The 20,191-nt window shown below is 35.9% G+C and carries 17 protein-coding genes and 2 other annotated features; all 17 genes read right to left on the reverse strand.

Annotated features, from left to right (window positions below; translation table 11 throughout):
- Positions 1-154: 154 nt before the first annotated feature.
- Positions 155-673 carry a rod shape-determining protein MreD gene (gene mreD, locus HCB38_RS06615; protein ID WP_185318860.1) on the reverse strand — a complete coding sequence of 173 codons (519 nt, stop codon included), beginning with the start codon at positions 671-673 and terminating at the stop codon, positions 155-157.
- A gap of 2 nt (positions 674-675) precedes the next feature.
- Entirely contained in the window at positions 676-1,563 is an 888-nt protein-coding gene (mreC, locus tag HCB38_RS06620; protein WP_185318861.1) for a rod shape-determining protein MreC, read from the reverse strand.
- 85 nt (positions 1,564-1,648) lie between these two features.
- Positions 1,649-2,662 carry a rod shape-determining protein gene (locus HCB38_RS06625; RefSeq protein WP_185318862.1) on the reverse strand — a complete coding sequence of 338 codons (1,014 nt, stop codon included), beginning with the start codon at positions 2,660-2,662 and terminating at the stop codon, positions 1,649-1,651.
- A gap of 451 nt (positions 2,663-3,113) precedes the next feature.
- Positions 3,114-3,788: a RadC family protein gene (gene radC / locus HCB38_RS06630; protein WP_185318863.1), complete on the reverse strand. Its 675-nt coding sequence runs from the start codon at positions 3,786-3,788 to the stop codon at positions 3,114-3,116.
- Between the two features lie 12 nt (positions 3,789-3,800).
- Entirely contained in the window at positions 3,801-4,511 is a 711-nt protein-coding gene (locus HCB38_RS06635) for a prepilin peptidase (protein WP_185637893.1), read from the reverse strand.
- Between the two features lie 213 nt (positions 4,512-4,724).
- The gene (locus tag HCB38_RS06640; RefSeq protein WP_185637895.1) at positions 4,725-6,014 is read right to left on the reverse strand and encodes a bifunctional folylpolyglutamate synthase/dihydrofolate synthase; all 1,290 of its coding nucleotides are present in this window, start codon (positions 6,012-6,014) and stop codon (positions 4,725-4,727) included.
- A gap of 62 nt (positions 6,015-6,076) precedes the next feature.
- The gene (locus HCB38_RS06645; RefSeq protein ID WP_185607766.1) at positions 6,077-8,725 is read right to left on the reverse strand and encodes a valine--tRNA ligase; all 2,649 of its coding nucleotides are present in this window, start codon (positions 8,723-8,725) and stop codon (positions 6,077-6,079) included.
- Between the two features lie 47 nt (positions 8,726-8,772).
- Positions 8,773-8,999: a binding site (T-box leader), on the reverse strand.
- A gap of 47 nt (positions 9,000-9,046) precedes the next feature.
- A complete protein-coding gene (hemL, locus tag HCB38_RS06650; protein ID WP_185318867.1) occupies positions 9,047-10,336 on the reverse strand; it encodes a glutamate-1-semialdehyde 2,1-aminomutase in 1,290 nt (429 codons plus the stop codon).
- Between the two features lie 12 nt (positions 10,337-10,348).
- A complete protein-coding gene (gene hemB, locus HCB38_RS06655; RefSeq protein ID WP_185318868.1) occupies positions 10,349-11,323 on the reverse strand; it encodes a porphobilinogen synthase in 975 nt (324 codons plus the stop codon).
- Complete coding sequence (locus HCB38_RS06660; protein WP_185637897.1) at positions 11,320-12,042, reverse strand: uroporphyrinogen-III synthase; 723 nt, start codon at positions 12,040-12,042, stop codon at positions 11,320-11,322. Before HCB38_RS06660 ends, hemB begins: the two co-directional genes overlap by 4 nt.
- Positions 12,039-12,968 (reverse strand): hydroxymethylbilane synthase, encoded by a 930-nt coding sequence (hemC, locus tag HCB38_RS06665; RefSeq protein ID WP_185637900.1) that lies wholly within the window; start codon positions 12,966-12,968, stop codon positions 12,039-12,041. The genes HCB38_RS06660 and hemC overlap by 4 nt, the downstream gene beginning before the upstream one ends.
- A gap of 3 nt (positions 12,969-12,971) precedes the next feature.
- Positions 12,972-14,279: a glutamyl-tRNA reductase gene (gene hemA / locus HCB38_RS06670; RefSeq protein ID WP_185318871.1), complete on the reverse strand. Its 1,308-nt coding sequence runs from the start codon at positions 14,277-14,279 to the stop codon at positions 12,972-12,974.
- 127 nt (positions 14,280-14,406) lie between these two features.
- Positions 14,407-14,991 (reverse strand): ribosome biogenesis GTP-binding protein YihA/YsxC, encoded by a 585-nt coding sequence (yihA, locus tag HCB38_RS06675; RefSeq protein ID WP_185637902.1) that lies wholly within the window; start codon positions 14,989-14,991, stop codon positions 14,407-14,409.
- Positions 14,992-15,096: 105 nt separating this feature from the next.
- Positions 15,097-17,019: a threonine--tRNA ligase gene (gene thrS, locus HCB38_RS06680; protein ID WP_185318872.1), complete on the reverse strand. Its 1,923-nt coding sequence runs from the start codon at positions 17,017-17,019 to the stop codon at positions 15,097-15,099.
- Positions 17,020-17,089: 70 nt separating this feature from the next.
- Positions 17,090-17,321, reverse strand: a binding site (T-box leader).
- A 50-nt stretch (positions 17,322-17,371) separates the two neighbouring features.
- A complete protein-coding gene (dnaI, locus tag HCB38_RS06685; protein ID WP_185318873.1) occupies positions 17,372-18,295 on the reverse strand; it encodes a primosomal protein DnaI in 924 nt (307 codons plus the stop codon).
- A gap of 9 nt (positions 18,296-18,304) precedes the next feature.
- Positions 18,305-19,681 (reverse strand): replication initiation and membrane attachment family protein, encoded by a 1,377-nt coding sequence (locus HCB38_RS06690; RefSeq protein WP_185637905.1) that lies wholly within the window; start codon positions 19,679-19,681, stop codon positions 18,305-18,307.
- A 5-nt stretch (positions 19,682-19,686) separates the two neighbouring features.
- Positions 19,687-20,151: a transcriptional regulator NrdR gene (gene nrdR, locus HCB38_RS06695; protein WP_003723246.1), complete on the reverse strand. Its 465-nt coding sequence runs from the start codon at positions 20,149-20,151 to the stop codon at positions 19,687-19,689.
- Positions 20,152-20,191 lie beyond the last annotated feature (40 nt).

Below are 20,191 nucleotides of genomic sequence, written 5' to 3' on the forward strand. Positions count from 1 at the left end.
ATACTCTAGCCTTTAGTATACACTAACTCAAATTAAATGATAATAAAAAAATACTTTTTCTGAAAAAAACAGCTTGAAATCGCAAACTGTGGGTGTACTCCACAGTCATACTTTTACAAGTAATAGCGAATTCAAACTGATAAAATTACTATAGTTATTCTGATTTAACCAAACGATCAAGGAACAATCGGAACGGGAAAAAGATAACTAAAAAGAATGCCAGATTAAACAAAATCGTTGTCCAAAGACGTTGATCAATAAATACTGGAATAGTCATTGTGGTTGAACCAATTAAATAATAAAACGCATATACCAGACTCTCAGTAAGGATAACATTAAATACAGTGATTAAACCTACCAAGAAGATATTATTCTGTAAAACTTTCATAAATTTATCAGTAATATAAACTGTAAATGGAAAGATTGCAAAATAAATCCCCATGACACCTGTATAATAAATATCAAACAATAACCCTAATATAAAAGCATACACTAAAGTAGTATTACGTTTATAAAAGCAAGTCATTATTGTTAACATTACGAGTAAAAAGTGGGGAATAAATAGATGCTTATCATTGAAAAGACCATTACCAAACTGGAGGCTAAAGACGCCTTCTAAAATAAATGTTCCGACCATAATTGCAGGAAGCGCAATATTTTTCTTTACATTCATGGTTAATTGCCTCCAGTCGTATCCGAACTGGATGTATCATCTGCTGTTGTTCCTGCTTCAGCTGAACGTTTTAGAACGGTAACATGATTAAGATCATACATATCAGCTCCCGGCTTAATAAACGCGGTTTGAGATAATCCCATTTTATCCGTTTCTACTTTTTCAATAGTACCAATAAAAATACCTGCAGGGAATTTTCCGCCAAGTCCAGAAGTAACAACTTTTTGACCTTTTTTAAACTTCATATCATAAGGTAATTGTTTTAATTCAAGCAACTTCGTATCACTGTCATATCCATTAATAATTCCAAATGCATTTTCATCCCCCTGCACTTTAGCAGAAACACGATTTTTAACATCTGATGAAGTTAACAATTCCACAGTAGCAGATTTTGCTCCAGTTGTTGTCACCCTTCCAATAAGACCACTTGGTGTAGTTACAGCCATGTCAGGTTTTACTCCATCACTTGAACCCTTGTCAATCTCTACTTGATCGTTCCAATTAGTAGGATTCCTAGAAATAACAGAAGCATTAAGTGGATCAAAGTCTCGAATACTATCAGTAATATCTAGACTTTCTTTCAAATCTTTATTTTCTTTTTTTAAGTCTGCAACTTCACTTTCAAGTTGTGCCAATTCTTCTAAACGTTCTTTCAGATGTTGGTTTTCAGTGTATGTGTTTTTTAAGTCTGCAACTCCACCAAATACACCTGAGACAAATGAAGTAGGCTTAGCTACAATATTCTCGCCAAATCCAACAACATCTTTCACAAATTGTTCTGGCCACGAAGCATTTTCACGATCACGCAAAGAAAAACCAACTAGCGCGACAAGAACAATAATGGATATTAACAAGATAATCAAACGTTTATTAAGAAAAAATTGTGGCATAACGACACCTCATCTCGTTAGTACTCTTTTTTCATTTTTTTGCAGCGAATTCATCTTGTTATATGACTTAAATGAGTGTGTCCATTTAGCTCATTTTTTTGCGTTTATACATGTCCATATTTTCTAAAGCTTTACCAGTGCCAATTGCAACACAATCAAGTGGTTCTTCAGCAATGATAACGGGCATTTTGGTTTCTTCAGAAATTACTGTATCTAGATTACGAAGAAGCGCACCACCACCTGTTAATACAATTCCTTTATCCATAATATCAGCAGATAATTCTGGCGGCGTATTTTCAAGAGTTCCTTTTACAGCATCAATTATTGCTGCAACTGTATCAGAAAGTGCTTCACTAATCTCTTCCGGAGTAACTTCAATTGTTTTTGGAAGTCCAGTTACTAAATCACGACCACGAATACTAAATGGAGACAGGTCTAATCCTTTTGGATCAGCTGAACCGATTTCCATTTTGATTGCTTCTGCAGTACGATCACCGATTAATAAATTATATTTTTTGCGAATATAATTAATAATAACTTCGTCCAAATCGTCACCAGCAGTTCTTACAGAGCGGCTTGTTACGATACCGCCTAGAGAAATTACAGCAACTTCTGTCGTACCTCCACCGATATCAACTACCATACTACCAGTTGGCTCTCCTACAGGAAGACCAGCACCGATAGCTGCAGCAAAAGGTTCTTCAATAGTAAAGGCGTCTTTAGCCCCTGCTTGACGAGTCGCATCAATTACAGCACGTTTTTCTACACCTGTAATACCTGATGGTACACATATCATTACACGTGGTTTGCTTGCATTAACACTTTTCCCAGCTTTTTGTATGTAATATTTCATCATTGCTGCTGTTGTGTCATAGTCAGCAATAACGCCGTCTTTCATTGGTCGAATAGCAACAATATTTCCTGGCGTTCTACCAATCATATTTTTTGCATCACTTCCAACTGCAACTATTTCTTGTGTGTCTTTTTTCATTGCCACAACGGAAGGTTCACGAAGGACAATACCTTTTCCCTTCATGTAGACAAGCGTGTTCGCTGTTCCTAAGTCAATTCCAATATCTTTATTACCAAATCCAAACATCTGTATTCTCCTTTTCCTTCGTAATATTCTACAGGATACATTAAGTTTCCTAATTCGTCCATTAAATTAATGTTACCTTATCCCTTTTATGTCAATGTTTCTGTATAGACACATAAACAACCATCTTATTATAACATAAGTAAGAGTATCAGACATTAATTTTTCATGAGAAGGAAAAAATTTTAACTTTTCTTTAGAAATATATTTTTGCTTTTTTAATTTTAATGAAATTAAACTTTTAAAAGCATTATTATTATTTTAAAAATTCCATAATACAAAGAAAAACTGGGATAATAAACATCCCTATAACTATTGAAAATACAATAATATTATCTTTATATACTTTCCATCGATTTAGCATGATAAGTCACCTTTTGCTTTTTAATTGATACTCACCTTAACACATGAAAATATATGTTGTCTGTAGATAAGTTGTGAACACTTTTAAGATTTAAAAATATCCCTTTTCTTTTAAACTAATGTATTTATTTTTTCCAATAATAATATGGTCTAAAAGTGTTATTCCAACAATATTTCCTGCTTCTGCTAAACGTTTAGTAACGAGTAAATCTTCGCTTGAAGGAGCAGGGTCACCAGATGGATGGTTATGAAAACACATTATAGAAGCTGCTGATTTTCTCAGTGCTAGTCTGAAAACTTCTCTGGGATGAACAATAGAAGCATTCAGACTACCAACAAAGATGGTCTGTCTGAAAATTACTTGATTTTTAGTGTTTAAAAAAACACAGTGAAAATGTTCTTGAAAAAGGAAAGCTAACTCAGGCATTACTAATTTCACTGCATCTTCTGGACATCTAATGACAATTTCTTTTTGTTCCGTAACTAAGCTAATGCGTTTCCCTAGTTCTACCGCTGCCATAATTTTTGATGCTTTAGCAATTCCGATTCCATTAACTAATTGGAATTCTTCAATAGAAGCGTACTGCATTTCAGCTATATGTTTAAATTTCATCATAATTCGGTTAGCAATCGTTAAAACCGACTCATTTTTCGTTCCTGTTTCAATAATCAATGCCACTAATTCTGAAGTTGATAGCGCTTCTATTCCATAATTTTGTAGCTTTTCTCGTGGTTTTTCATTTTCTGAGATTTCATTCACTAGCATAAAGCTAAACCCTCATTTCATTAAAATACTAACTAAAATATAAGATGCAAAAATGTAAGGCACAAAAGGCACTTGTTTATTTTTCTCCACTTTTTTTAAAACTAACGCAATTAAAAGGATAGTAGCGCCCAGTATAATGGAGAGAAAAAAGATACTATATCCTATTTCAAAACCTAAAAAAGAACTTAATATGATAAGTATTTTAATATCTCCTAATCCAATTCCTTTTCGAAATAAAATAAAAAACACCAAATAAAAACAGCTACTTATAACGCTAGAGTAAACTAAAGATATAATTGATTGCTGAAAGAAAAAATAACATACTAACAACACTGAAAAAAAGAAAATCATTACCGAATTAGGTACATGCATATATAAAATATCTGTCACGAAGAAAAAAACGAGAAAATAATACATAATACTTCCTATAAAAAAGTGATAAGAAAAAGAAAATTGGTAATGTAGAAGAACGAAATAAATCGGTGTTATTAATTCTAATAAAAAGTAGTTTATTGGAATAGAAGTTTTGCAACATTTAGATTTTCCTTTTAGAAGGATAAATGAATAAATTGGTATGATTTGAGAGAAAGACAACTCCGTTTGGCAATAATTACATTTTGAAAAACGAAATAGAAATGATTTTTTTATTGGAAAGCATTCCCCTGCAACTTGGATAAAAGAAACAAAAATAGAACTATAGATTACTAGTAAAAAGTAAATCATCCGCCACCTCCTAGTTGTTACAAATAGAATAGCAAAGAAGATTTATTTTTGCACATAGGTAAAATAGTATTTTCACTGAATCGACTAACTAAAAAACACCTATTTTCCCTTAGTAGAAAATAGGTGTTTTTAATTACTTTTAGCATACGAAAATACTATTTTAGTAGTTTGCGCTTTTTTATTTTTCTAAGTATACTCACTTTATTCCAAAAATTAGTTGTGCGATGTAAGTAAATATTTACGGACTTCAGAAATGAAATAAAGAGAGCCTGTGACGAAAAACTTAGTATCATTTTTGATTTCTTTTATATCATCTAGCGCTTGCTTCCAGTTTGGATTAGTAGAAATACCTTCTATAAGTCCCATTTGTATGACTTCGTTAGCACTCATTGCTCGTGGATAATCAAAAGTTGTCAATAAAATTTCAGTATCAGGAATTGTCTTTAAAAGAGCTATCATTTCTTGATATTTTTTATCTCCGAGTATGCTGATTATTATTTTTTTATGCCCAGGGTATGTTTTGATTGAATCGGCAAAAGTTTTTACACCTTCAGGATTATGTGCTCCGTCCAGCATAATAAATGGCTTCACATCAATCAATTCCATTCTTCCGGGCCAAAAAGCTTCTTTTAATCCCTGTTTAATTGCTGATTGATTAATTTCATAGGATGAAAATGTGTTGAGATATAGTAGTACTTTTATTGCAACTGCTGCATTATTTAACTGATGTATTCCTAATAAGCCAATAGTTATGTTCGTTATTTCGTCTCCATGTGATGTTCTGAATATGATTTCATCGTCTCTATTTTGCATGAAGAAATCTTTGTTTAACCATGCGACATTGGAATTGTTTTTAACAGCATTATTTATTATTACTTCTTGTGCTTCTTTTTGAACTACTCCAGAAATAACAGGTATGCCTGGTTTTATAATCCCTGCTTTTTCGCCAGCTATTTGTTCTATGCTATTTCCTAAAAACTCCATATGATCCATCCCAATGGTTGTAATTACAGAGATTAAAGGCGTTAAAACATTTGTGGAGTCTAGTCTTCCACCAAGCCCAACTTCAATGATACCAATATCGATTGGCTCATACTCTGCAAAACATAAGAACATCATTGCTGTAATAATTTCAAATTCAGATGGCGGACCGTATACAGTTTTTTCAAGTTCTTCCGCTATAGGTTTTATTCTATTTGCTAAATCTAAAATCATTTGATCACTAACAGGAATACCGTTTACACTAATTCGTTCATTAAAAGTTTCAATATAAGGAGAAGTAAACGTTCCTGTTTTATATCCCGCTTCTTCTAAGCTACTTCTAATAAATGTAAGAGTAGAACCTTTCCCATTAGTACCAGCTATATGTACCCACTTATTAGCCTTTTCCGGATGGTTAAGCTTTTCCATTATATATTCCATTCGAGCTAATCCGGGTTTTATTCCTAAACGAAGTGTTCCATGAATCCAATCCAAAGCTTCCTGATACGTTTTGAATGCCATTATTTTACCACCTTAAAAAATGACCTTACCACACGATTTTATGATAAGGTCAAATCATTTTATTAAACTTCTTTCAACGTTTCAATCCTTTCAAGAACTGAAGCTTTTTTCTCTAGATAATCTTTTTCTTTTAAACGTTCCTCTGCTACAACATTTTCAGGAGCTTTACTAATGAAACGTTCGTTATTTAATTTGCCTTGAACTCTAGCTACTTCTTTATTCCATTTTTCCAGTTCTTTTTCAAGGCGAGCGATTTCTATGTCTAAATCAATTAATGCCTCTAATGGAATAAATATCTCAGCACCAGATACAACAGCTGTCATTGCTGTCTTAGAAGGCTCGATATCAAATGCAATAGTAACATTTTCTGGATTACAAAAACGTTCTATATAAGAAATGTTTTGTTCTAAAATCTCTTTATAAGTTTCATCTTTCGGCTTTATTTCAAGCACGATTGGTTTACTAAGAGGCGTATTCACTTCTGCACGGATATTTCGTACAGCGCGAATTACTTCAACCAATGTCCGCATTGCAGTAGATGCTTTTGAGTCCATTTGTTTCTCATCAACTTCAGGCCACTTGGAAATCGTGATAGATTCACCTTCATGAGGCAAGTTTTGCCAAATTTCTTCTGTTACAAATGGCATGAAAGGATGTAGCAAGCGCATCGTGGTATTTAAAGTATATGCAAGCACTGATCTTGTAGTTTGTTTAGCAACTTCATCTTCCCCGTATAATGGAATTTTAGCAATTTCAATATACCAATCACAGAAATCATCCCAAATAAAGTTATACAAAGTTCGGCCAACTTCACCAAATTCATATTTTTCACCTAGAGAAGTAACTGCTTGAATGGTTTCATTTAGTCTTGTTAAAATCCACTTATCACTAACTTCAGTCACGTTAGATAAGTCGATTTCATCATATTTCATACCATCAAGATTCATTAATACAAATCGTGATGCATTCCAAATTTTATTAATGAAATTCCAAGTAGACTCTACTTTTTCAAAACTAAATTTCAAATCTTGACCAGGTGAGGAACCAGTGGCAAGTGTGTAGCGTAATGAATCGGCTCCATACTTATCAATAACTTCAATTGGATCTACCCCATTGCCAAGTGATTTAGACATCTTGCGCCCTTCTGAATCACGTACCAAACCATGAATTAAAGTATCTTTAAAAGGTCTTTCTCCTGTAAATTCAACAGATTGGAAAATCATTCTTGATACCCAAAAAAAGATGATGTCGTAACCAGTTACTAAAGTATTAGTTGGGAAGAAATGTTTGTAATCAGGGTTTTCAGTGTCAGGCCAGCCCATAGTAGAAAATGGCCATAAAGCAGAACTAAACCAAGTATCGAGAACATCTTCATCTTGCTCCCATTGATCTAGGTTTTCAGGCTCTTTCTCACCAACGTAGATTTCACCAGTTTCTTTGTGATACCAAGCAGGGATTCTATGCCCCCACCATAATTGGCGAGAAATACACCAATCGTGGATATTATCCATCCAAGTTTCATATGTTTTTTCAAATCTAGCAGGTACAAAATTTACTTTGTCTTCTGTTTTTTGAAGTGCTAATGCTTCAGCTGCAAGTGGTTCCATTTTAACGAACCATTGCAATGAAAGGTAAGGTTCTACTACAGCACCTGTTCTTTCAGAATGTCCTACTGAATGAAGATGAGGTTCTTGTTTTATAAATAAGCCTAAATCTTTAAAGTCTTGAATAATAGCTTTTCTTGCAACAAAACGATCTAAACCATTATATTTACCAGCATTTTCATTCATTGTTCCATCTTCATGCATTACAATTATCCTTGGTAAATCATGACGATTACCCACTTCAAAGTCGTTTGGATCATGCGCAGGTGTGATTTTCACAGCTCCTGAACCAAATTCTCTTTCTACGTATTCATCTGCAACAATAGGAATTTCTCTGTTTAAAATAGGCAACATAATTGTTTTACCGATTAAGTGTTGGTATCTTTCATCTTTTGGATGTACAGCAACTGCAGTATCTCCAGGAATTGTTTCTGGTCTGGTTGTTGCAACTTCTAAGTATCCTGATCCATCCGTAAGTGGATATTTTAGATGATAAAAACTTCCTTCTATATCTTTATGAATAACTTCAATATCTGATAAAGCTGTTTTTGCTTCTGGATCCCAGTTTATAATATACTGTCCACGGTAAATAAGCCCTTTATTGTATAGCGTAACAAATACTTTTTTTACTGCATCAGATAAGCCGGCATCTAAAGTAAAACGTTCTCTGGAATAATCTAAACCTAGACCTAATTTTTCCCACTGTTCTCGGATAAAATCAGCATATTCTTCTTTCCATTCCCATGTTTTATCAACAAATTTTTCTCGCCCTAAATCATAACGAGAAATATTTTCTTCTTTTAATTTAGCTTCTACTTTTGCTTGTGTAGCTATACCAGCATGGTCCATTCCTGGTAAATAAAGTGTATCAAAGCCTTGCATTCTTTTCATACGAGTAATTATATCTTGTAATGTTGTATCCCAAGCATGCCCCAGATGAAGTTTTCCAGTCACATTTGGTGGTGGGATTACAATGCTATAAGGCTTTTTATCAGTATTACCTTCTGCTTTAAAAAACTCTTTTTCTAACCACCATTTATATTTCCCGGCCTCTACATTACTAGGCTCGTATTTGGTAGGCATATTTATTTCGTTTTGTTCTGTCATAACGATTCCTCCTTTTTAAGCAAAATAAAAAACTCTTCTCATCCTAATAAAAGGACGAAAAGAGTATTATTCGCGGTACCACCTTTTTACCTACAACAAGAAATGTAGGCACTTCATTGTGTTAACGATAGACGAGATCTACCGGTTATTCCCTACTATTATTTCAGGAAAACTGCTCCAAGGCTACCTTCAGACATTATTTTTAAAAGCTTGCACCAACCGCTTTCTCTCTTAGAAAAATAAATGACCTACTTTTCCTCTTCATTGCATTTAGTTCTATATACTAAAAATAATTTTAACAAATGTTTGTAGATTCGTCAATTAGCCGCGAAGCATTTTACAGGTAACGTCAAAAGCTTCTAAAGTCGCATCAATTTCTTTTTCAGTATGCATTGTAGAAATAAAAACGCCTTCAAACTGAGATGGTGGTAGAAAAATACCTTGCGCTAACATTTCGCGGTAGTAGTTTCTGAAAAATTCTAAATCACTTGTTTTAGCCGTATCAAAGTTAGTGACTTTTTGATCAGTGAAGAAAAAGCCGAACATTGAGCCTGCTTTGTTTATGGATAGTGGTACTTCATGTCTAACCGAAATTTCGGTCAAGCCTTCTTCCATTCGCTTAATAAGGGAACGGAACACATCATAATGTTGTGGTGTTAATTGTCGAACCGTCTCAAATCCAGCATTCATTGCTAACGGATTACCGGATAAAGTCCCAGCTTGATAAATAGAACCAGCAGGCGCAATTTGTTCCATGATTTCTTTTTTACCACCATAAGCACCAACAGGTAGTCCACCGCCAATTACTTTTCCTAAGCAAGTAATATCAGGGGTTACAACATAGTACCCTTGGGCAGAATAATAGTCCACGCGGAATCCTGTCATAACCTCATCAAAAATCAGTAGCGCGCCGTACTGGGTTGTCAGTTCTCGTAAACCCTCTAAGAAACCATCAATTGGAGGGACAACACCCATGTTTCCAGCGACTGGCTCTACGATAACAGCTGCTATTTCTTCACCAAATTTTTCAAAAGCTAGTTTGGCGCCTTCTACATCATTGTATGGAACAGTAATTGTATCAGCAGCAAGACCTTTTGTAACTCCAGGTGAGTCAGGTAACCCCAACGTCGCTACGCCAGAGCCGGCTTTGATTAATAAAGAATCTCCATGACCATGGTAGCTGCCTTCAAATTTCAAGATTTTTTCTCTTTTGGTATATCCACGAGCCAAACGAATAGCGCTCATTGTTGCTTCTGTTCCCGACGAAACCATACGCACTATTTCTATTGATGGAACACGCTCAATTACAAGTTTTGCTAGTTCTGTCTCAATTTCAGTTGGTGTACCAAAGCTAGTTCCTTTCATAGCTGCATCTGTAATCGCATTAACAACAGAAGGATTCGCATGTCCTAAAATAAGTGGCCCCCATGATAAAACGTAATCAATATATTTGTTTCCATCGACGTCAGTGATATAGGCGCCATCCCCATGGTCCATAAAAACTGGTGAAGCATCGACTGAATTAAAGGCGCGTACTGGACTGTTTACGCCACCAGGTAAAACTTTTTTTGCTTCTTTAAATGCTTTTTCAGATTTTATATAGTTTTGCAAAATTCCCGCCTCCTATTTGTTTAAGTATGTTGCTACATCTTTTGCAAAGTAAGTAATAATTAATGTCGCTCCAGCTCGTTTCATACTTGTCAGCATTTCTAAAACAATTCGCTCTTCATCAATCCAACCATTTTGAGCTGCTGCTTTTACCATTGCATATTCACCACTAACGTTATAGGCTACAATAGGTAAATTTGTTTGATTCTTTACATCTCGCATTATATCAAGGTACGAAAGAGATGGCTTGACTATTAGAAAGTCTGCTCCTTCTTGCTCATCCGATTGCGCCTCCCGTAGAGCTTCTTCGCGATTCGCTGGATCCATTTGATAGGATTTTCTATCTCCAAATTGCGGTGCACTCCCAGCAGCATCGCGGAAAGGCCCATAAAATGCAGAAGCGTATTTTACTGCGTAAGACATAATTGGTATATCGTAGAATCCAGCGTCATCAAGACCTTCTCTGATTACTTGAACAAACCCATCCATCATGTTTGAAGGTGCAATGATGTCCGCACCCGCAGAGGCTTGACTGACAGCTGTTTGTTTCAGTAATTCTAGTGATTCATCGTTTAGAATTTGACCATTTTCAATTACACCACAATGTCCATGATCTGTAAATTCGCATAAACATGTATCTGCTACCACTATTATTTCAGGAAATTTATTTTTTATTAGCCTTGTTGCTTTTTGGATAATGCCATGGTCATGATAAGCTTGTGTACCAACAGCATCTTTTTCAGCAGGTATACCAAATAAAATAACAGCTTTAATTCCAAGGCTCGCAACAGTGTTCATTTCCGCTTCTAATTCATGTAAAGGAAATTGAAAAACGCCTGGCATGGAAACTACTTCTGTTTTTGGTTCTGTACCATCTTTGACAAAAATCGGATAGATTAAATCATTTGTATGTAAAACTGTTTCCCTCACTAAATCACGCATTGTTTTTGTTTTTCTTAAACGACGATGTCTATCAAATTGATTGTTCATTTAAATTCCTCCTGTATTATCAAATCAGCTAAGTGCTTCATGGTGAAGGTTTTTGGTTGGTATGTAACTTCCCAACCATCTGCTAAAATTGCCTCGGTAGTTATATTACCGATTGATGCGATGCGCCAGTTTTCATTTTTAATAGAAAATTGTTTCGCGATCGTATAAAAGTTTTTCCAAGCAGAAGGGCTAGCGAAAATAATTATTCGTTTTTCATCTAGTTTCAATTGTTCGATTAATATTGTTTGAGAATTTTCTGGGAAGCTTGTTTCATATAGTTCAATCGGAAAAACTAGGTGTCCATTTTGTATCAGTGTATCTTCTATTATCGTTCTACTTAAGTTGCTTTGTGGAAGTAAAATACTTGTTTGGCTAGTATTTTCACCTAACCACTCGGACAAAAATACTTCTGATTGGTAAACGGACGGAACAAAATTAGGCTTATATCCATATTCTGCTAACTTTTCTTTTGTTTTCTCGCCAATAACTGCTATTTTGTAATTCAATTTACTAAATTGTTCATTGAAAAAATATTCTACTGCATTTGCACTCGTTAAAAAAAGCCAATTTGCCGTTTGTTGCTCTAGGCTCAGATTGATTTTTTTAGGATGCGTTTCAATTAGTGGAATTGATTCAACGTCGAAACCATTTTGCGAAAAATAATTTTGCCATAGTTTTTTTTTGCTCGCTTCTCTTGTTAAAACAATTTTTTTAATCATATGTTTCTCAGTTCTTTGATAATGGTGTCTGCACCTTCACTTAGCAATTCTTCAGCTACTTGATTGCCAATTTCAGCTGGGCTCACACCAGTTCGTTCAGATTCAAGAATAATTGAACCGTCTGCGTTACCAACCAAACCTTTAAAGTGAACTGAATCGTCCGTTTTTGTCGCAAATCCAGCAATTGGGATTTCGCAGCCGCCATTTAGTTTTTTCAAGAAAACGCGCTCTGCTTCTACACAGATTCCCGTTTCTTCATGGTGAATAGAAGCTAACATATCGCAAATTTGAAGATCAGTTTCTCTACATTCGATAGCAAGAGCCCCTTGCCCTACAGCAGGTAAACATAATTCAGGAGATATATCTTCTAGTTTTAAACTCGTATTTTCAAGCCAGCCCATTCGTGCAAGTCCAGCTTTTGCTAAAATGATTGCATCAAAGTTTTCAGCATGTAATTTTTGAAGCCGAGTATCAATATTGCCGCGAATTGGCTTAATGACAAAATCAGGACGATGTTTTAAGAGTTGTGCCGCGCGACGTAGACTACTTGTGCCTATTACTGCGCCTTTTGGTAATTCACCTAGTGTGCTTACCTCATTAAAAACAAAACAATCTAATGGGGATTCACGTTTTGGAATTGCTCCAATGACTAGTCCGTCTTTCAACCTTGAAGGCACATCTTTCATACTATGTACCGCGAAATCTATTACTTCATCGCTCAAAGCTTGCTCAACTTCAGAAACAAATAGACCTTTTCCACCTACTTTACTCAAAGTAACATCTAAAATACGGTCGCCTTTTGTAACAATTTCTTTTATTTCAAAATCGATTTCAGGATAGTTTTTTTTGAGTTTGTTAATTACCCAGTTAGACTGTGTTAAAGCTAATTTACTACGTCGCGAACCAACAATTATTTTCCGTTTCATCCGTTAACTCCTCGTTTCGGCTTGTTCTTTTTCTATTACATTGACATCTGTTTCTGTTAAACCAAATATACGTTTAAAATGTTCAATACTTGTATCTGCATCTTCTTCCACAGACATTTCTTTTAATTCTGAGATAGGTCGTTTTAGCATTTGGTTAATGATGCTTTTCATATGTTTTCCGATTTGAATATATTCCCGTTCTGTTAACCCTGGAAGTTTATTTTCTAAGCTAGTCATAGTAACTTCTTGCATATCTAGCGCTTTTTCACGCAAAGCTCGAATGACAGGAACGACACCAAGTTGTTTTTCCCATTCAAAAAAGCCTCGAACTTCTGTATCAATCGAATCTTCAAGCCCTTGAACGATTCTTTGACGTTCTAAAGAGTTAGCACTTACCACTCCAGCTAAATCGTCAATATCATACAAATGGAAATTGGGAATATATGAACAATCATGTTCAACGTTTCTTGGTAAGCCGATGTCAATTACAAGCATAGAGCTCGCTTTTTGTTCCATCAATTCTTGCATAGCTAGTTGTTTAATAATCGGCTCTTCGGCACTTGTTGAGACGAGTACAATATCTGCTCCTAACAAATGGTCCGACATATTTTCATATGCACCAACTTTTGCTTGAAATTGATTCGCTAATATTTCTGCATTAGATTTTGTACGATTGATGATGGTAATATCTGCAATGCCACTTCCAGCAAGGTTTTGTAAAGCAAGTTCACTCATTTCCCCTGCTCCAATTAGGACGATTTTTTTGTTATCTAATGAGCCATATAGTTTTTTTGCAACTTCTACAGCTGCATAACTAACCGAAACGGCATTTTCGTTAATTTTCGTATGATGATGTACTTTTTTTGCAAAAGTAACTACTTCCCGGAAAAGTCTGTTTAAAAGTGTTCCTGTTGTGCCCGTTTGCTTGGCGATTTCGAATGCATGTTTTACTTGTCCGAGAATTTGCGTTTCGCCGAGTACAAGTGAATCGAGCCCCGCAGTTACTTTATATAAGTGATTAACAGCCAATACTTCTTCATGAAAAAACAAATAAGGCTCGATTTTATCCATATCCATTTGAAACCAATTGGCCATAAAGCGTTTTAAGTAATATCTGCCTGTATGTAATTGATCGACAACTGCCACAATTTCCGTTCGATTGCATGTCGATATAATAACATTTTCGAGGATGCTTTTTTCCTGCAGTAATGTTACTAAGGCCATTTCTTCTTCCGTTTCTTTAAAAACTAATTTTTCGCGGATGTCGATTGGTGCTGTATGATGATTCAGCCCCATGGTGAGAATAAACATTCGATAATCCTCCTAAAATTAAATTGAACTCTAATACATTCTACCACTTTTCGATGTGGACACCAAATAGTCCGTTTATGTATTTAGACGGAAAAAAGAGCTGGATTTTTCATTCCAACTCCTTCTATTATTCCATTCCTTCTTTGATAAACTGCCATGCTTCGTCTTTTCCCATCTTTGTTTCAGAAGAAAATAAGACAAATTTGTCGTCCGAATCAAAATCTAGTGTTTCGCGCACAATTTTAGCATTTTTTTGCCATTTGCTACGTGGGATTTTGTCGGCTTTTGTTGCTACGACGATAACCGGAATATCATAATACTTTAGAAATTCATACATCATTCGGTCATCTTCTGTAGGTTTATGGCGTAAATCAACAATTTGAATAACACCACGAAGTTGCTCGCGAGAAGTGATATACGTTTCTATCATAACACCCCATTTTTCTCGTTCGGTTTTCGACACTTTAGCAAAACCGTAGCCTGGTACATCAACAAAGAAAAGTGCTTCTTCAATTTTATAAAAATTTAGCGTTTGTGTTTTTCCTGGTTTTTGTGAAATTCTTGCCATACTTTTACGGCGAATCATCGTATTAATAAACGATGACTTTCCGACGTTAGATCGACCTGCAAGTGCATATTCTGGAAAATCTGTTTCAGGGTATTGTTCTGGTCGAACAGCGCTTATTACTAGTTCTACATTATTTACATCCATAATTGTCCATCCTGTTCTATTCATTATCTTTTACTAGTATAACGGAAAAAGAGGAAAAAAGCACCATGAAAAAATACTGCCCCATTTGAGACAGTATTTTTCAGATTAGTATTTACTTACTTCTGCTACTACTTGTGCAATGAAGGCGTCTAAGTCCATTGTTTCAGAATCCTTAGAGCCGTAGCGACGAACGTTTACAGAACCAGCTTCTACTTCTTGATCCCCGAGCACTAATGCGTACGGGATTTTTTTAGTTTGTGCTTCGCGAATTTTATATCCTAGTTTTTCGTTACGGTCATCTACTTCCGCTCGAAGTCCAGCACGTTGTAATTTATCTTGGACTCCTTTTGCATAATCCAAATGAGCGTCGGCATTAACTGGGATAAGTTCCATTTGTACTGGAGCTAACCAAGTTGGGAAAGCGCCTTTATATTCTTCAATTAGGTAAGCAACAAAGCGTTCCATTGTAGATACAACTCCGCGGTGAATAACTACTGGGCGATGTTTTTCACCATCTTCGCCGATGTAAGTTAAATCAAAGCGTTCTGGAAGTAAGAAGTCAAGTTGTACAGTGGAAAGTGTTTCTTCTTTGCCAATGGCAGTTTTTACTTGAACATCTAGTTTTGGACCGTAAAATGCAGCTTCTCCTTCTGCTTCAAAGTAATCCATCTCCATTTCGTCCATGGCGGATTTAAGCATGGCTTGGGCTTTTTCCCACATTGCATCATCGTCAAAATATTTTTCTGTATTTTTCGGATCACGGTAGCTTAAACGGAAGGAATAATCTGTAATATCAAAGTCTTTATACACTTCTAAAATCAGTTCCACAACGCGCTTGAATTCGTCTTTAATTTGATCTGGGCGAACAAAAACATGTGCATCGTTTAGAGTCATGCCACGAACACGTTGTAATCCTGAAAGTGCCCCGCTCATTTCATAACGGTGCATCATACCAAGCTCTGCTATACGGATTGGCAGTTCACGATAACTGTGGATATCATTTTTATAAATCATCATGTGGTGTGGACAGTTCATTGGACGTAAAACAAGTTCTTCATTATCCATTTTCATAGTTGGAAACATATCTTCATGGTAGTGATCCCAGTGCCCACTTGTTTTGTAAAGTTCCACGTTTGCCATAATTGGAGTATAAACGTGATTGTAACCTAGACGTTCTTCTTTATCCACGATATAACGCTCGATAACACGGCGAATAGTCGCACCTTTTGGTAACCAAAGCGGTAATCCTTGTCCAACTTCGATACTATTTGTAAATAAATCTAATTCTTTCCCTAATTTACGATGATCTCGCTCTTTTGCTTCTTTTTGCATTTGGATAAATTCTTTTAAGCCATTTTTATCGAAGAAAGCTGTACCGTAAATACGTTGCAGCATCTTGTTGTTGCTGTCTCCTCGCCAGTAAGCACCAGCTACACTTAATAGTTTAAATACTTGAATTTTACCAGTAGAAGGAACATGAACACCGCGACAAAGGTCGAAAAATTCACCTTGTGTATAAATTGTCACTGTTTCATCTTCTGGGATTGCCTCAATAAGTTCTAATTTATATTGATCACCAATTGCTTTAAAACGTTTAATTGCTTCTTCGCGAGAAACAACTTCGCGCTCAATTGGAACATTTTCACGCACGATTTTTTGCATTTCTTTTTCGATTTCAACTAAAGATTCATCACTAATAACAGCTTCTGTATCAATATCATAGTAGAAACCAGATTCAATCGCTGGACCAACTCCAAATTTCACATCTGGATAAAGTCGTTTTAGCGCTTGAGCCATTAGATGAGCTGTACTGTGGCGCAAAATACCAAGTGCATCTTCATGGTCTGGAGTAACGATTTCAATTGCGCCATCTTCATGGATTGGCGTTACTAAATCAAGTAATTCCCCGTTTAATTTACCTGCGAGTGCTTTCTTTTTTAGACCTGGGCTGATGGAAGCCGCGATGTCAGCTGTTGACACGCCTGGCTCAAATTCTTTTACAGCACCGTCTGGAAATGTGATTTTCATACTAATCTCTCCTTTTCTTTTTTTAAATTATGGTTAGGAGGGCAAAATAAAAAACCCATCCCTCCTACTTTCAAGGGACGAGTTTATGCTCGTGGTTCCACCCAAGATTCAGAAATAGCTAAAACTAACTACTTCACTCTTGTCGCCTGTAACGGAGCGATCCGTCTATTATTACTAGTAAAAAAACGTTCCTAATAGAAGTTCCAAGGTGGTCCAAATTTAAGTTCCAATAGAAGGTTCCCAGCTAGCCCTTCCTCTCTATAATTTTCCGTTAAATTGGTTGTCCTTTTCATCACTTTGTTTTATATTACTTCACATTATAAGCCCGATAAGATATATTTGCAAGTACTTTTTAGAAGCGGCGATTTTTACCTTCTAAGTTAACCTCTTTCGATAAATAGCGCACCCGTTCCATGATTCGGCGAGCTTTTAGTTTTTCTTCGGTACCGTTTTGAGCAAACATTAAATGATTCTCAAGTTGATCCATATTGTAATTAGACGAGAAAAACGTAGGTAATTCTTCTTGCATCCGAAATTGTAAAATCGCACCCAACACTTCATCACGTGTCCACGCTGTCATTGATTCTGCTCCAATATCATCAAGCATTAATACTTCGGTTTCTTTCGCAAATTGGATTTTTTCGCCAACAGTATTATCCGAAATAGACTGTTTCACTTCGCGCATGAACTCGGGTAAATAAACAAGTGTCGTTGAAATACCTTTTAAAGCAAGTTCTTTCGCAAGAGCGCCTAACAAATATGATTTTCCAGTCCCAAAGCTACCATGAATAAATAATCCCTTCACACGCTTCCCACTTTTCGGAGGATAATTATTTAAAAATTGATAAGCTTCAACAAGTGCTAATTGACGTGATTCTTCATCCGTATAAAAGTCCGCTAAATTCGCATCCACTACTTGTTTTGGCATATAAAGAGAACGAATTCTCCGCTCAACTGCACGGCGTTTATCTTCTTCTATTTTCTCTTTCGTCGGATAGTAGGTGACAGTGATGAATTCCCCATTAAGGACCAGTTTTGGCGCATAGCCGGGCATTAAAGTTTCTTCCTGTTCAGTGAATTTTTTGTGTTGTGTCATGAATTCATATAAATTGGACAAGTTTTGATTAACTAATTGCTCGGTAACCTCTTCTTTGTGCTCTTTGAAAAAATCTTGAATTGGTTGATAATGGAGAACTTGTTGTTTTAAACTTTGGTATTCTTTTTCAAAGTCGCGTCCTTCAAAAAGCTGTCCTAATGTTCTTTCGATGTTATCCATCTTCTTCACCTACCTTTTATTTAGTCGTTCTTTAATTTCGCGAACTTGATCTTCGAGTGTTTGTTTTTCTTTGTCTGTCATTTTATTTTCCGCTGGAGCAACTTGTTCCTTATCAAACCAATCCGGCAAAATTTCTTTCCGAGTTATTTTTTGATAATTTCGGTTGTAATTATTCGTTTTTGGTGTGGCTGGTTCTTCTTGAAGTCGTTTATATTTCTCGTGCTCTTGCCACGCGAGATCCATTGCTTCTTTTGCTGTTTTTACATTTTTTCGTTTCCAGTGAGCCGCAATTGTCATCATGTAATTCTTGGAAAGCTTCCGGTCAAGCCGCAGTAAAACATACTCGATTAGCACATTCATTACAGGCACCGGTAAATTTTGCTGATTCATAACTTCTTCCACGACGCGCAAATCGGTTTCAGCAGGAACCGCACCATCTGAAATATCTACCAATAGTTGAAAGGGGGTAATGCTCTCTAAATATACTTGTAGCGCTTCTTCATCATTTAACGTTTCTTCTGGTTCTTTATTTACAATAGTTTCCTGCTTCATTTTTAATTTTGGTGGAGCACCATTTTCAATAGTATAGCCCTCGCGAACGATTTTACGTAAATAAACGATGTCAACCTCTCCATTTGCATCAAGTGCTCGGTACAAATAACTCGGCATGTCTTTTTCAGAAACTTGATAAATCCCATTTAATTTTAAAATGGTTTGGCGCACTTCTTTGGTTATTTTTTCTCTAGAAATCATCCCGGGTGAAAGCAAGGATAAAAATAAATTAAAGTCAAAACTCGCATCATCAAATTCAATTTCTTTTGGCGCGACCTTGTCTGCTAGCTTTTGGCTAGTTTCCGTCGTAACAGCACTACTACCGCCTTTAAATGGTTCAAAAACATCTTGAAATGAACGAGTGATTTCGCTGTATGTATCTGTGTCAAATGCCTCGTCCGCAAAAAAACGACGCAAACGTTGAAACTGTGCATTGCCAATTTTGCTATATAAGTAAATATTTAATAGACCATCTGAAAAAAACTTTTCTGGTGATAACGGTGGCAGAATTTCGTAAATATAAAAGCGTTGATCGTTTTCGGTCTTCACATAACTCTTTAAAAGACCCAAGCCTTCTAATTTTAGCCGTGCCTCGAATAAAGCTTTCATACTAATATCAAGCATATTTAAAAGTTGGACGTGCGAATGCGCTTCTGACCACAGTCTGTTTTCTTCGACTTCTGTAAACAGTGTTTGGTACAAAGCTAAACATTCCGCCCCCATTAGCGGTTGATATAACATCGTAATAATTTTTCTGTCGGCACCGGTCAAGATTCCACTTGCTTTCACTTGATAGCTGTCTACCGCTTGAAGCTCCATCCAAAATTCCGTCAATTTACTCACCTATCTTTATTTTTTTCCATTAAATCTTTTAGTTCTTCTACAAAAACGCTAATATCTTTAAATTGGCGATAAACCGAAGCAAAGCGCACATATGCTACTTCATCGAGATTCGCTAATTTATTCATTACTTTCTCACCAATTAAATCAGAAGCAATTTCGCTGTCACCAATGTTTCTTAGTTCACGCTCTACTTCATTCACAATTTCTTCAATCTGTTCCGCACTTACTGGTCGTTTTTCGCAGGCTCTTATTAAGCCGCGTCTCACTTTTTCACGAGCAAATTCTTCTCTTGCCCCGTCTTTTTTCACAACTATTAAAGGACTCTCTTCTACCTTCTCAAAAGTAGTAAAACGAAATCCACATTTTTCACATTCACGCCGTCTCCGAATGGAATTGCCATCATCTGCCGGTCTTGAGTCTACAACACGTGTACCATTATATTGACAAGTAGGACATCTCACAAAAAATCACTCCTATCTCTAACTTTCTCTATCTGTTTAT

Source organism: Listeria farberi, assembly GCF_014229295.1.
Taxonomy (GTDB): Bacteria; Bacillota; Bacilli; order Lactobacillales; family Listeriaceae; genus Listeria; species Listeria farberi.